15 protein-coding genes are annotated in these 13791 nt (G+C 64.4%); 9 read left to right on the top strand and 6 right to left on the bottom strand.

The window, feature by feature from the left end; translation table 11 throughout:
- Positions 1–18 precede the first annotated feature (18 nt).
- Positions 19–921, top strand: a complete 903-nt coding sequence (locus AB0O58_RS09595; protein ID WP_201009727.1) for an SDR family oxidoreductase — start codon at positions 19–21, stop codon at positions 919–921.
- On the opposite strand, the gene soxR is transcribed toward AB0O58_RS09595, so the two are convergent.
- Positions 837–1337 (bottom strand): redox-sensitive transcriptional activator SoxR, encoded by a 501-nt coding sequence (gene soxR / locus AB0O58_RS09590; protein ID WP_135046493.1) that lies wholly within the window; start codon positions 1335–1337, stop codon positions 837–839. The two genes, AB0O58_RS09595 and soxR, sit on opposite strands and share 85 nt — an antisense overlap.
- A gap of 64 nt (positions 1338–1401) precedes the next feature.
- On the opposite strand from soxR, the gene AB0O58_RS09585 reads away from it, so the two are divergent.
- The gene (locus tag AB0O58_RS09585) at positions 1402–2640 is read left to right on the top strand and encodes an arginine deiminase (RefSeq protein ID WP_201009726.1); all 1239 of its coding nucleotides are present in this window, start codon (positions 1402–1404) and stop codon (positions 2638–2640) included.
- 13 nt (positions 2641–2653) lie between these two features.
- Here the strand turns inward: AB0O58_RS09585 and arsC are convergent, their stop codons facing one another.
- On the bottom strand, positions 2654–3001 hold the full coding sequence (gene arsC / locus AB0O58_RS09580; RefSeq protein WP_201009725.1) for an arsenate reductase (glutaredoxin): 348 nt from the start codon (positions 2999–3001) through the stop codon (positions 2654–2656).
- A gap of 63 nt (positions 3002–3064) precedes the next feature.
- Here arsC and AB0O58_RS09575 point away from each other — a divergent pair, with 63 nt between their 5' ends.
- The 3 genes from AB0O58_RS09575 (at position 3065) to AB0O58_RS09565 (ending at position 4601) form a co-directional block, all read left to right on the top strand.
- Positions 3065–3733, top strand: coding sequence for an SDR family oxidoreductase (locus tag AB0O58_RS09575; protein WP_032385673.1), 669 nt, complete (start codon positions 3065–3067; stop codon positions 3731–3733).
- Positions 3734–3740: 7 nt separating this feature from the next.
- Positions 3741–4109, top strand: a complete 369-nt coding sequence (locus tag AB0O58_RS09570; protein ID WP_027496064.1) for a GntR family transcriptional regulator — start codon at positions 3741–3743, stop codon at positions 4107–4109.
- Between the two features lie 69 nt (positions 4110–4178).
- Complete coding sequence (locus tag AB0O58_RS09565; protein ID WP_027496065.1) at positions 4179–4601, top strand: DoxX family protein; 423 nt, start codon at positions 4179–4181, stop codon at positions 4599–4601.
- A gap of 24 nt (positions 4602–4625) precedes the next feature.
- Here the strand turns inward: AB0O58_RS09565 and AB0O58_RS09560 are convergent, their stop codons facing one another.
- Entirely contained in the window at positions 4626–6137 is a 1512-nt protein-coding gene (locus AB0O58_RS09560) for a phospholipid carrier-dependent glycosyltransferase (RefSeq protein ID WP_027496066.1), read from the bottom strand.
- A gap of 107 nt (positions 6138–6244) precedes the next feature.
- Here AB0O58_RS09560 and rsmI point away from each other — a divergent pair, with 107 nt between their 5' ends.
- On the top strand, positions 6245–7069 hold the full coding sequence (rsmI, locus tag AB0O58_RS09555) for a 16S rRNA (cytidine(1402)-2'-O)-methyltransferase (protein WP_027496067.1): 825 nt from the start codon (positions 6245–6247) through the stop codon (positions 7067–7069).
- Between the two features lie 3 nt (positions 7070–7072).
- Here the strand turns inward: rsmI and AB0O58_RS09550 are convergent, their stop codons facing one another.
- Together AB0O58_RS09550 and AB0O58_RS09545 are read right to left on the bottom strand one after the other, a co-directional pair.
- The gene (locus AB0O58_RS09550) at positions 7073–7501 is read right to left on the bottom strand and encodes an SRPBCC family protein (protein WP_027496068.1); all 429 of its coding nucleotides are present in this window, start codon (positions 7499–7501) and stop codon (positions 7073–7075) included.
- Positions 7502–7515: 14 nt separating this feature from the next.
- A complete protein-coding gene (locus AB0O58_RS09545) occupies positions 7516–8520 on the bottom strand; it encodes an alpha/beta hydrolase (protein ID WP_206498316.1) in 1005 nt (334 codons plus the stop codon).
- A gap of 187 nt (positions 8521–8707) precedes the next feature.
- On the opposite strand from AB0O58_RS09545, the gene AB0O58_RS09540 reads away from it, so the two are divergent.
- Positions 8708–10087 carry a wax ester/triacylglycerol synthase family O-acyltransferase gene (locus AB0O58_RS09540; protein ID WP_283550453.1) on the top strand — a complete coding sequence of 460 codons (1380 nt, stop codon included), beginning with the start codon at positions 8708–8710 and terminating at the stop codon, positions 10085–10087.
- Positions 10088–10140: 53 nt separating this feature from the next.
- Here the strand turns inward: AB0O58_RS09540 and metG are convergent, their stop codons facing one another.
- Complete coding sequence (gene metG, locus AB0O58_RS09535; protein WP_222096090.1) at positions 10141–11691, bottom strand: methionine--tRNA ligase; 1551 nt, start codon at positions 11689–11691, stop codon at positions 10141–10143.
- A gap of 21 nt (positions 11692–11712) precedes the next feature.
- On the opposite strand from metG, the gene AB0O58_RS09530 reads away from it, so the two are divergent.
- The gene (locus tag AB0O58_RS09530; protein ID WP_032373031.1) at positions 11713–12540 is read left to right on the top strand and encodes a TatD family hydrolase; all 828 of its coding nucleotides are present in this window, start codon (positions 11713–11715) and stop codon (positions 12538–12540) included.
- Positions 12541–12642: 102 nt separating this feature from the next.
- Positions 12643–13770 (top strand): resuscitation-promoting factor, encoded by a 1128-nt coding sequence (locus AB0O58_RS09525; protein ID WP_283348317.1) that lies wholly within the window; start codon positions 12643–12645, stop codon positions 13768–13770.
- Positions 13771–13791: the final 21 nt, after the last annotated feature.

Here is a 13791-nt window from a genome sequence, read left to right as displayed (position 1 = left end):
GTGGGGGAACAAGCTTCGATGGCTACATACGATCTGCGCGGCAAGAAGACGTTGATCACGGGAGCGGGCAGCGGAATCGGCCGGGCGACGGCCATCGCGGCTGCGGCCGTGGGAGCAGAACTGTTCCTCACCGATATCAATGCCTCCGGGCTTGCCCAGACCGTCGACCTGGTCGGGCGTGCGGGCGGAACGGTGAGTCACTCCTTACCGTTCGACGTCTCCGACTTCGACGCGGTGACCGCCTTCGCAGATGATATTCACGCCGAGTTCGGCAGCCTGGACGTTGTGATGAACGTCGCGGGCATCTCGGCGTGGGGCACTGTGGAGAATCTGGAACATCGGCATTGGAAGTCGATGGTCGACGTCAACCTCATGGGTCCCATCCACGTCATCGAGAAATTCATGCCGCCGATGATCGAGGCGGGCCGCGGTGGGCATCTGGTCAACGTCTCGTCCGCGGCGGGATTGATCCCTCTGCCCTGGCACGCTGCATACAGCGCCAGCAAGTACGGCCTTCGTGGCGTGTCCGAAGTTCTTCGATACGACCTCAAGCGCCACGGAATCGGCGTCAGCCTCGTCGTGCCCGGTGGCGTCAAGACCGGTCTGGTGCAGACACTGCAGATAGCCGGCATCGATCGAGACGATCCTCGCGTGCAGAAGCTGCAGCACCGGTTCGAGAAGCGTGCCGTCGAACCGTCGGTGGTGGCCGATGCGATTCTCGCCGGCATTGCCAAGCGTAAGTACCTCGTCTACTCCTCCAACGACATTCGCTTCGGTTACTGGATTTCGCGAAAGTTTGCGCCACCGTACGAGTTCGTACTGCAACGAGCGAACGATCAGTTCTCCAAGCTGCTCGAGCCGCGTCGCGCCGACGGGGCGTCGAAGTCGACGTCCAGTGTGCGGGCACCGGGGCCGGAGTAGGAGAGCCGGTCGTGTGGGTTGGCCAGAGCGCAGCCGGCCAACGACAGACAACCACAGCCGATGCACCCGGTCAGGTCGTCCCGTAAGCGAACCAGTTGCTCGATGCGCGAGTCCAGTTCGCGATGCCACCGCGTCGACAGTCTGGCCCAGTCCTCGCGGGTGGGCGTTCGCTCGTCGGGAAGTTCGCTCAACGCCTGACGGATGGTCGCGAGAGGGATTCCCACCTTCTGTGAGATACGAATGAATGCCACTCTGCGCAAAGTCTCGCGGTGAAACCTGCGCTGGTTGCCCGATGTTCGTCGACTGCTGATCAGGCCCTGCTTCTCGTAGAAATGCAACGCGGACACGGCGACGCCGCTGCGCTCCGACAGCTGGCCTGGGGTCAATTCACGGACGTTCCACTCGGGCATCGGCACGACCTCGACATTACTTCAGGTCCGGATGCCAGCGCTGAACGACGAATGGGTTTACCGTTCGTTCATGAGCGTCGACTCCGCTGCGGGCCCGTTGGGAGCCAATTCCGAGGTAGGTGTGCTCCGCACTGTGATGCTGCACCGCCCGGGCGACGAGCTGCGGCGCCTGACTCCGAGAAACAACGACCAGCTGCTGTTCGACGGATTGCCGTGGGTGGACCGGGCACAGGACGAGCACGATGCGTTCGCGGAGTTGCTCCGGAGCCGCGGCGTGACGGTGCTGCTGCTCGGCGAACTCCTCACCAAAGCGATGACGGTCAGCGGTGCCGCTCGGATGCAGGGCATCTCGGCTGCCGTCGACGCCCGCCGGCTGGGACGGGCGCTCGCCGAGGATCTCGCGCAGTACCTGCGCGGTATCCCGGCAGCCGAACTGGCCCAGATCCTGATGGCGGGCATGACGTTCGACGAGTTGCTCGAAGCCGAGTCGGATGAGGCCGAGCCCAGTGGTGCCTCGCTGGTTCGCCGCATGCATCACGGGGGCGACTTCGTCATCGATCCGCTGCCCAATCTGCTGTTCACCCGTGACTCGTCGTTCTGGATCGACAACCGAGTGGCGATCACCTCCCTCGCCTTGCCTGCGCGAGTACGGGAAACGTCGCTGACCGACTTGATCTACGCATTCCATCCCATGTTCAAAGGCGTGCGACGTGCGTACGAATCCCGTACCGCTCCGGTCGAAGGCGGTGACGTGTTGCTGCTCGCTCCTGGAGTGGTCGCGGTGGGTGTGGGGGAGCGCACCACCCCTGCGGGCGCAGAAGCGTTGGCACGCAGTCTGTTCGAGGACGATCTGGCGCAGAGCGTGTTGGTGGTGCCGATCGCGCAGGAGCGTGCGTCCATGCATCTGGACACCGTCTGCACCATGGTCGACACCGACGCGGTCGTGATGTATCCGGCTATTCAGGACACGTTGTCCGCGTTCACGATTCACCGCGAGGATGCCGGCGTCAGTATTCGCGGCGCCGACCCGTTCCTCGAAGCCGCTGCCGATGCGATGGGAATCGGCAAACTCCGGTTGATCGACACCGGACTCGATCATGTGACCGCCGAACGCGAGCAATGGGACGACGGCAACAACACCCTCGCCATCTCCCCGGGGGTGGTCGTCGCCTACGAGCGCAACGTCGAGACCAATGCGCGGCTCGAGGCGTCGGGCATCGAGGTGTTGCGAATCTCCGGGTCCGAGTTGGGCTCGGGCCGGGGTGGCCCTCGGTGTATGTCGTGCCCGGTGTCGCGCGAAAGGCTGTGACGGACAGGCGTTTCTACAGGACGGCGAGGACCTTGTCGGCGGGGCGAGCCAACACGGTTCCCCTGTCGGTGACCACGATCGGGCGTTCGATCAGAATGGGGTGCGCCGCCATCGCCGCGATCAAGGTCTCGTCGTCGGCCACCGCCAGTTCGAGTTCCTTGTAGATGCTCTCGCGGGTGCGAACAGCCTGACGTGGTTCGAGTCCCGCGTCGGCGAGCAGCGTGCGGAGTTCGTCTTCGGTCGGCGGCGTCTCGAGGTACTTGACGACCTGGGGGACGATGCCTGCATCCTCGATCATCTTCAGAACGGTGCGGGAGGTGTTGCAGCGTGGGTTGTGATAGATGGTTGCGGCCCGGGTCATGTTTGCAATCCTGTCACGCGGGTAGCCAACGCGACAGATCACGCCAGGAACGGGAGTAGTCGCATGACCGACAAGCGCATTGTCATTGCAGGTGGGCACGGCCAGATCGCCCAACATCTCACGCAGGTTCTCACGGCGCACGGTGACCGCGCTGTGTCGCTCATCCGCAACAGCGATCACGTCGATGCCGTCACGGCCCTCGGTGCGCTGCCTCAGGTCATCGATCTGGAGTCTGCGTCCGTCGACGAGTTGGCCGACGTTCTCTCCGGTGCCGACGCAGTGGTGTTCGCGGCCGGTGCAGGTCCCAACAGCGGTCCCGAGCGCAAGGACACCGTCGACCGGGCCGGTGCGGTGTTGTTGGCCGATGCCGCTGAGAAGGCCGGCGTTCGCCGCTACGTGCTGATCAGTTCCTTCGGGGCCGGTGAGCCGGTCGCGGACGACCTCGACGAGGGATGGAAAGCATACATCCGGGCCAAAACTGCTGCGGAAGAAGATGTTTCGTCCCGCACGGGCTTGGACTGGACCGTTCTCCGTCCCGGCAAGCTGACCGACGAGGATGCGACGGACTCGGTTTCGCTCACCGAGCCTCCACTCGACCCCGGCGAGGTGACCCGTGCCGACGTGGCAGCGGTCGTCGCCCGTCTGATCGACACCGGCAGTGCCATCGGCAAAACGCTGATGCTCACATCTGGATCGACGTCCATCGCTGACGCTGTCGACGCGGTTCGATGAGGCGATCGTGCGCGTAAGCATCGATCCGTCGAACACGACCCCGGTGTTCGAGCAATTGCGGATGCAGATTCTGGGATTGGTGCGGTCCGGGGATCTCATCGCTGGCACAAAGATCCCCACGGTACGTGGGCTTGCCGAAGAGCTGAAGATCGCGCCGAACACGGTGGCGAAGACCTACCGGGAGCTCGAACAGCAGGGAATCATCGAGACGCGGGGTAGGTCCGGATCGTTCGTGGCGTCCGGCGGTGATCCGTCACGGGACATCGCAGCCAGGGCCGCAACGGAATTCGTCCGGGCCGTCAGATCTATCGGTCTCGACGACGACCAGGCGCGAACGTTTCTCGAAGCTGCTCTGAAAGGGGCAGGCGGCCGGTAAGTTGACGCTTCAACCTCCTTCTGTCAGGGTGGTGCTGCCCATTCAGCCGCGCCAGAAGGATGCCTATCAATGAACTCCACACTCGTCCGTGACGCCGTCGCCCTCGTAGCCCGTATCGGCCTGGGAGTCGTCTTCATCGCCCACGGGTGGCAGAAGCTCAACACCTTCGGCCTCGACGGCACTGCTGCCAGCTTCGAGGCGATGAACATTCCGGTACCCACGGCGTCTGCCTACTTCGCAACGTTCGTCGAGCTCATCGGCGGCGGCGCATTGGTTCTCGGCATCTTCACCCCGATCGCCGGTCTGCTGCTGTTCGCCGACATGTTGGGAGCTGCATTCCTCGTCCACTTCGAGAACGGGGTGTTCGCCACCGAAAACGGCTACGAGCTCGTCGTCGCCCTCGGCGTCGGCGCACTGATGCTCGCGGCGTTCGGTGCCGGTCGCATCAGCATCGACGGAATCACCAAGGGCAAGACCGCAATTCTGCAGTAGTCGGTAGCGAGCCGAGTGGGGCGCTCAGCGCCAACTCGGTAACCACAATTGTTCCTGCCACATCTGCGGGGTGATCGGCATCGCGGTGAGGATCGGCCACAGCCACACGAAGTTGGCGATCACCACCGCGATGTACAGGCACACCAGAAGCAGTCCGGTGCCGCGTCTCTCGGCCGAGGCGCTCGCTTTTCCGATGATGTCGCCCAGTACCAGCGCGAAGCCCATCACCATGAACGGCGCGAGCGCCACCGCATAGAAGTAGTACATCTGCCGGTCGAGGGTCGCGAACCAGGGCAACAGTGCGGCACCGTAACCGACGAGAACAGTGGCGTAACGCCAATCTCGTCGTACGAGAACGGACCACAGCGTCCAGGCGAGCATAGGCAAGGCCAACCACCACATCGCGGGCGTACCGATCAGCATGATCGCCTTCACGCACGACGACGCCGAACAACCCGACACGCTCTCGCCGTCGGCGAAGTAGTACAGCATGGGGCGTAGGCCCATCGGCCACGTCCACGGCTTGGATTCCCACGGGTGCCGATTACCTGCCGAATTGGTCAGTCCCTCATGGAAATCGAGCACACTGCCGCTGTAGTACCAGAGCGACCGCAGGGCACCGGGAACGAAGGAGAACGGCCCGCCGAATCCGATTCCGTTGCCCACCTCGTGCCGGTCGACACCGGTCTCGGAGGTGAACCACGCCCAGTACGTCATCAGGTACACGGCGATCGGAACGATCACCAGCGCGTACAGCGCGGGTCCGATGTCGCGCACCGCAGTTCCGCGCCACGGTCGGCGAACCCCGTACGAGCGACGAGCAGCCAGGTCGAACGCCACGCTCAGCAAGCCGAAGAACGCGATGAAATACAGACCCGACCACTTGGTGCCACATGCGAGACCCAGCATGATGCCGGCCCCGAAACGCCACCACCGCACACCCATTCGAGGGCCGAGATCGCTGACGTCCATGCGGCCCTCGGCTCGGACCGTCCACAGTCGCTTTCGCACGTCGTCGCGGTCGACGACCAGGCAACCCAGAGCAGCGGTGACGAACAGGGCCAGAAAGATGTCCAGCATGCCGATGCGGCTGCTGACGAACGTGACGCCGTCGACGATGAGCAGAATGCCTGCGATCGCACCGATGAGCGTCGAGTGGGTGAGGCGTCGGACGATGCGAATCACCAGCAGTACCAACAGCGTTCCGGCGACTGCGGACGAAAAACGCCATCCCCAACCGTTGTAGCCGAACAACGCCTCGCCGACGGCGATCAGCTGCTTGCCGACAGGCGGGTGCACCACCAGTCCGTAGGCCGGATTGTCCTCGAGCCCGCCGCCGGTGAGCACCTGATAACCCTGCGGTGCGTAGTGCTTCTCGTCGAACACCGGCGTTCCGGCGTCGGTGGGGTACCGCAACATCGTGAAGCGGGTGATCGCACAGATGGCGGTGACGACGAGGGTGACGATCCAGCCGCGTCGTACATCGGTGTCGTGGAACCAGTCGCGCGCGGCAACAGTGGGCCCGGGACTGACCATCGACCGGTCGCCGGAGCGCTCAGAGGTCAGCAAGGTCACGTACCGATCGTAGGCGGTGTTCCGGAGTGGGCGGCAGGCCGCTGCACCGCATGGGAGACACTGGAGACATGCTCATTCTTGCTGCCACCCCGATGGGCGACGTCGGAGATGCCTCGCAGCGCCTGCGTGATGCCCTCGGTAGTGCCGATGTCGTGGCCGCCGAAGACACCCGACGCACCAAACAACTGGCGTCCTCCCTCGGCGTGACGATCGGGGGCAGGGTCGTCAGTTTCTACGACCAGGTCGAAACGGCGCGGCTACCCGCACTGGTCGAGGCCGTCGCCGAGGGAAAGACCGTACTGCTGGTGACCGACGCGGGCATGCCGTCGGTGAGCGATCCGGGCTACCGGTTGGTCGCGGCCTGCGTCGACGCCGACCTACCGGTGACCTGCCTGCCCGGACCGTCGGCCGTCACGACCGCCCTCGCACTGTCGGGGCTGCCGGTGGAGCGCTTCTGCTTCGACGGATTCGCCCCGCGCAAGCAGGGACAGCGGCGCACGTATTTCCAGTCGGTGCTCGCCGAACCGCGTGCCATCGTCTTCTTCGAGGCCCCGCATCGGCTCGTCGCATGTCTCGAGGACGCGGTGCACGTTCTCGGCCCAGACCGCCGCGCTGCGGTGTGCCGAGAGCTCACCAAGACCTACGAGGAGGTCCGCCGTGGCGGACTGGGGGAGCTGCTCGACTGGGCACGTGACGGAGTCCGCGGTGAGATCACCGTCGTACTCGAAGGAGCGGTCGCCGTCGCCGAGGAGCCCGAGGATCTCGTGGCCGAGGTGGAATCGCTCGTGGCGTCGGGCATGCGATTGAAGGACGCCTGCGCTCAGGTGGCCGTCGCAGGCGTGTCCAAGCGCGAGGTGTACGAGGCCGTTCTCGCCGCCCGCAAGGATCAGTGACGCTCAGCCCACCACGTGCTGGCGTAGCCCTTCGGTCGCTGCTTCGAGGATGGTCTTGGTGCCCTTCTTGACAAGGAAGCCAGGCAGGGGAGCCTTCGGGTCGACGGTCAGCTCGAATTCGACGTGCGTCCCGTTACCCTTGGGCGTCAACGTGTATCGGCCTTCCTGGGCCTTCTGCTGGGTGCTCTCCACCAAGCTCCACGACACCTCGTTCTCGCTCCAGGTGTACTGGACCAATTGCTCGTCGTTGATACCGATGATCGAGACCTTCATCTTGACGTGGTTCGGCCGACCGTCGTCGAAGCGGTCGACCACCTCGCACTTCTTGTGCACGGGAGACCACGAGGGGATGCCTTCGACATCGGCGAGGACGTCGAGAATTGTCGCTGCGTCCGCCTCGATGTCGACGGACTTGTTCACTGTGACTGCCATGGGGAGAAGGTATCTCAGCTTTCTGTACGGGGGCTGACGTTACGGGCGAACTCGCCGATGGCGCGTAGTGCGCGACGCGCTTCGGGAACGAAATCGGCGGCCTGGAACACGTGCACCTGATCCTCGAAGACCTGTAGTTCGCAGTCGACGCCGGCGACGGCGAGGCGCTCCGCCATGAGTTCGGCGTCGGCATAGACCATTTCGGTCGATCCGACCTGGATCAGCACCGGCGGCAGGCCGGCGAGATCACCGTCGACCGGTGAGACCCGAGGGCCGCGTTCACCTTCGATGACGATCCGTGCGTCGACCCGATCGGCGAGGGCGGTCAGTGCGGGAACGGCGTTGGACGGAAACACCGAACACTTCTTGGCGTTCTCGTGAGTCAGCTTGCCGGTGGGATCCATGTCGGTCAGCGGCGACATCGTGAAGATGCCGGCAGGTGCCTGAAGGCCGACGGTACGCAGAGCCAAGGTGACCATGAAAGCGAGATATCCGCCCGCCGAATCCCCGCCCATGATGATCTGGTCCGGGCGATAGCCGGAATCGAGGAGGAAGCGGTAGGCGTCGACCCCGTCCTCGACGGCGTGTGCGATCGGGTTGCGCGGCATCATGCGGTAGTTCACCGACAGCACCGGGCCGTCGACGCTCTTGGAGACCCGCGAGGTCATCCGCCGGTGCGTTCTCAGTCCGCAGCACACGAACGCGCCGCCGTGCATGTACAGGACGACACGGTCGTTTCCACTGCCTTCGGCCCGAATCCATTCGGCCTCGCATTCGGAGAGCATGACGCGACTGCGGGTGGTGCCGCTGATCTGGGGGACGAGCAGACCCGCGTAATCGACCAAACCCATCGGCCACGGCAGTGACGGTGCCTGCGCCCACACCGTCAGGAACGGGCGCACGGTGAACTGCAGGTATTTGGACAGGATCTGCGACTGCAGGCTTGCTCCGCGGATATCGCGGCGGCGCGCAGTGGCTGCCGCGTCGGACGTTTTCACTACGGTGAGCGCCGGATTCATAGCCGTCGCCTCCATCCCCGTTGGCTGTTGCAGGGCGCGTGTGCGCCGTGCGTCGGATCCCCGTTCTGTTTGGAACCCCTGGTAACGGACAATAGCGGGTGGGATTTCGTGAGCGCACGTAAGGTCGTGTTCTGAGTCACATTCGGTGCCGTACCGTGACATAAAACAAATGGAAAAAGGACAGCTCATGGCACTCATGCCCATCACCGAATCGATGTTTCTGATCGCCGAATCGCGGGAGCACCCGATGCACGTGGGCGGACTGGAGTTGTTCGTACCGCCCGGCGATCCGCACGAGTTCGCACAGGAAGTGCATCGCAAGTTCACCACTGGTGAAGTGCACGAGCTGTTCCGCAAGCGGCCGGCCCGCCCGGTGCAGATCATGGGAACTCTCGCGTGGGCTTTCGATCAGGACGTCGACTTCGAGTACCACGTCAGGCGCGCTGTCTTGCCCTCGCCGGGACGCATCCGCGAGCTGTTCCAGTTTCTCTCGCTCAATCACAGTGCCCCGCTCGATCGCTACCGGCCGATGTGGGAACTGCACATCATCGAGGGTCTGGCCGACGGCCGAGTTGCGTTGTACACCAAGGTGCATCACTCGCTGGTCGACGGCGTCAGCGCGCTGAAGCTCATGCAGCGCACACTCTCGACGGACCCCGAGGATCGCAGCGGAGTGGCGACCTGGGACCCGTCGTTGTTCGGTCGCGGCAGAAAGAAGGTCGACAAGGCCGAGCCCGGGCGGCTGGCGCAACTGGGCAGCGGCCTGTCCATGGGACGCAAGATTGCCGGCGACCTGGTGGACTTCGCCCCTGCCTCCGCGCGAATAGGGTTGCGCGCGTTGAAGAAAGAAGGCGCACAGCTACCGCTGCGGGCACCGCGGACGATGTTCAACGTGCCCATCGGCGGCGCTCGACGCTTCGCGGCGGAGAGCTGGTCGATCGAGCGAATTCGTAAGGTCGGTACCGCCCTCGATGCAACGCTGAACGACATGGTGCTCGCGATGTGCGCCGGTGCGTTGCGTGCCTACCTCATCGATCAGAACGCGCTCCCCGAGGAGCCACTGATCGCCATGGTGCCGGTCTCGCTGCGCAAGGAGGGTGACAGCAAGGACGCCGGTAACTCCGTGACGACCATTCTGTGCAACCTGGGGACCGAAGAGTCCGATCCGCTGCTTCGCCTCGAACGCATCAAGGAGTCCACTGTTCGGGGTAAGCAGATGATGGGGGAGCTCAACACCCTCGAAGCGCTTGCCGTCGGTGCAATCACCATGGCCCCGTTGTTGTTCGGGCCGGTGCCGGGATTCGTCGACTACACCCCACCGCCGTTCAACGTGATCATCTCCAACGTGCCGGGTTCCAAAGAAGACCTCTACTGGAACGGCGCGAAACTCGATGGCATCTACCCGGCGTCCATCGTGTGCGACGGACAGGCGCTGAACATCACCGTCGCCAGCAACGGCGATTCGCTGAACTTCGGGCTCATCGGGTGCCGACGCAGTGTGCCGCACCTGCAGCGGATGCTCACGCATCTGGAGAACACGCTGGAGGAACTCGAAAAGGCGGCGTAGCCCCATGTGAGTGGAACCTCGTAGTGGGCTACGAAGTTCCACTCACGAGGGCTTTACTTCTCTTCGTACTTCGGGAACACCGGCGTCGGGGCCGGGAGAGCGGTGCCGGGAACCGAACGTGTTGCAATGTCGGCGAATTCGCGGTTCGACGCCCCGAGTAGGTCGAGAATGCGCGACGCGGAATCGGGCATGACGGGCTGGGCCAGGATGCTCACGATGCGCAACACCTCGATCGTCACGTACAGCACGGTGGCCATGCGATCGGGGTCGGTCTTGCGCAGCACCCATGGCTGCTGCAGCGAGAAGTAGCGGTTGGTCTCGCCGAGTACCGACCAGATCGCTTCGAGCGCGGAATGGATTGCCTGCACGTCGAATTCGCGGCGGCAGATCTCCAGCAGCGCGTCCGCGCGGGCCAGCATCGCCTCGTCCTCGGCGGTGAAGTCACCCGGTGTCGGAAGCTGTCCTTCGAGGTTCTTCGCCACCATCGTCAGCGAACGCTGCGCGAGGTTGCCCAGTTCGTTGGACAGGTCGGCATTGACGCGGGCGACGATTGCCTCGTGGCTGTAGCTGCCGTCCTGCCCGAAGGAGACCTCGCGAAGGAAGAAGAAGCGCACCGGATCGAGGCCGTAGTTCTCCACCAACGAGTCGGGAGTCAGCACGTTGCCCAGAGACTTGGACATCTTCTCGCCCTTGACATTCAAGAACCCGTGCACGAAGACCCGCTTGGGTAGCTCGATGCCTGCGGACATCAGGAATGCCGGCCAGTAGACGGTGTGGAATCTCGTGATGTCCTTGCCGATGACATGCAGATCGGCGGGCCAGAACTTCCGATACGCCTCCGAGTCGGTCTCGGGGAAACCTGCACCGGTGAGGTAGTTGGTCAACGCGTCGACCCACACGTACATCACGTGCGCGGGATCGCCGGGTACCGGCACACCCCAGTCGAATGTGGTCCGGGAGATCGACAGGTCGCGCAGACCGCCCTTGACGAAGTTCACGATCTCGTTGCGGCGCGTGTTCGGCGCGATGAAATCGGGCGACGCGTCGTACATCTCGAGCAGTTTGTCCTGGTACTGCGAGAGCCGGAAGAAGTACGACGACTCCTCGGTCCACTCGACGGGTGTGTTCGACTCGGTCGCGACGCGGGACCCGTCCTCGGTCAGGGTGGTCTCGGCCTCGGTGTAGAACGCCTCGTCGCGGACCGAGTACCAGCCGGAGTAGGAGTCGAGGTAGATGTCGCCGTTCGCCTCCATCCGTCGCCACAGTTCCTGGCTGGCGGCATGGTGGTCGGCATCGGTGGTGCGGATGAAGCGGCCGTAGGAGCTCTGCAGCAGATCGTGCGCCGCCTGGAAGGCGTCGGAATTGCGCGCCGCGAGCTCGCGGACGTCGATGCCCTCGTTCTGCGCGGTCTGCTGCATCTTGAGGCCGTGCTCGTCGGTTCCCGTCAGAAAACGCACGTCGTAGCCATCGAGGCGCTTGAAGCGCGCGATCGTGTCGGTGGCGATGTATTCGTACGCGTGCCCGATGTGGGGTGCTCCGTTGGGGTACGCGATTGCCGTGGTGACGTAGAAGGGTGGCCGTGAGGCATCAGCTGGCGCAGTCATGGTGCGCCTACTCTATCCAGCGTGAGTAGAGAACGTCCCGCGCCACCGCTGCCCGATGCCGTCGGCACCCTCGTCGACGCACACACCCACCTCGATGCCTGCGGAGCGACCGATGCCGCGAGCGTGGCCGCGATCGTCGATCGCGCCGAGTCGGTGGGGGTCACCCGGGTTGTCACGATCGCCGACGACCTCGACGCCGCGCGCTTCGCCGTCGACGCTGCATCCTGGGATCCACGGGTGTGGGCGGCGGTCGCGATCCATCCCACCCGCGCGAACGTGCTCGACGACGCAGCGAAGGCCGAGATCGAACGACTCGCGGCCGATCCCCGCGTCGTCGCCATCGGCGAAACGGGTCTGGACTACTACTGGCCCGGCAAGCTCGACGACTGTGCGACGGTCCCGGAGCAGCACGAGGGATTTCGCTGGCACATCGATCTCGCCAAGCGTCTCGGGAAGCCGCTGATGATTCACAACCGCGAGGCCGACGAGGATCTGCTCGCGGTCCTGGTCGCCGAGGGCGCTCCGGAGACGGTGATCTTCCACTGCTTCTCCGGCGGTCCCGAGACCGCCAAGGCCTGCGTCGACGCCGGTTACGTTCTCAGCTTCTCGGGGACGGTCAGTTTCAAGAACGCGCATGCGCTGCGTGAGGCCGCAGTGCTGGTGCCCGACGAGCTGGTGCTGGTGGAAACGGATGCTCCGTTTCTCACTCCGCATCCGTTTCGCGGTGCACCCAACGAGCCGTACTGCCTGCCGTACACCGCCCGGGCGCTGGCCGAGGTTCGTGGCCAGGACCCGGCCGAACTGGCGGCGCATGCCACGGCGAATGCCGAGCGGGTGTACGGGCTCTAGCTCCTTGGGTTGCGGCGGAGGTACTAATTCGTTACCGTACCGTGACCGAACTCGGGCGTTTCGACCCCGAAGTCACGCTTGCAACCGCCAGGAATACGAAACTTGTCGACTATCAGACGCCTCAACTCCGCTCGTTCGACCACGCTCTACCTGGTCATCGCGGCCCTGTTGATGACGCTGGTCGCCGGGGGCGTGATGGCGGTGAGCCGTCACAAAACCGTGACCATCGACGTCGACGGCGACATGATTTCGCTGAGCACGATGAAGACCGACGTCAACAGCGCTCTCGTCGATGCCGGCTACACGCCGTCGGACAAGGACCTGGTCGTTCCCGCGCCCGACTCCGGGCTGAGTGACGGCGACACCGTCGTGCTGCGCCGCGCTCGCGAGATCACCCTGAACGTTGACGGCAAGCCGGAGGAGATCTGGACCACCGCGTTGACCGTCGAGGAGGCTCTGCAGCAGACGGGCCTCGCCGAGGACGTCCACGTGTCGGCGTCTCGTTCCGAGCGGTTGCCCCTCGACGGCACCGAACTGGACGTGGCCCTGCCCAAGCAGGTCTCGCTGGTCGACGGAGGCAGTCCGGCAACGCCGGTGACGCTCGCCGCTCCGACCGTGCGCGAATTCCTCGAAGCAGCGGGCAAGCCGTTGGAAGAGGCCGACACCGTGTCGCCGGATCCGGATGCCGCCGTCACCGACGGTGCCGAGATCGTCGTCACGCGCGACCGAACCGTCACCAAGACCGAGACCACCGACACCGATGCCCCGGAACAGCGCATCGAGGATCCGACGATGAACATGAGCAAGACCGTCGTCGAGAACCCCGGCGCTCCCGGTATCTCCGACATCACCTGGAAGATCAACATGGTCAACGGGGTCGAGGCCGGACGCGAGAAGGTCGACGAATTGATCAAGGTGCCCGCGCAGCCCAAGACCGTTCGCGTCGGAGCCAAGCCCGGCACCGAGGTCCCACCCGTGGAGAACGGTGCGATCTGGGACGCGCTTGCTCAGTGTGAGGCAACCGGCAACTGGGCCATCAACACCGGCAACGGTTTCTACGGCGGCGTGCAGTTCGACCAGAACACCTGGGAACGCCAGGGCGGTCTCAAATACGCACCGCGCGCCGATCTCGCCACCCGCGAAGAACAGATCGCCATCGCATCGGTGACGCAGAAGTCGCAGGGCTGGGGCGCATGGCCGGCATGCACCTCGCGTCTGGGTTACCGCTGATCACCTGCCCGCCCGTAGAGT

Origin of the sequence: Rhodococcus sp. NPDC080181, from assembly GCF_040702225.1 — a bacterium.
GTDB lineage: Bacteria > Actinomycetota > Actinomycetes > Mycobacteriales > Mycobacteriaceae > Rhodococcoides > Rhodococcoides fascians.
The sequence above is the reverse complement of the archived record's forward strand: the minus strand, read 5'-3'. Positions and strand labels throughout refer to the sequence as shown.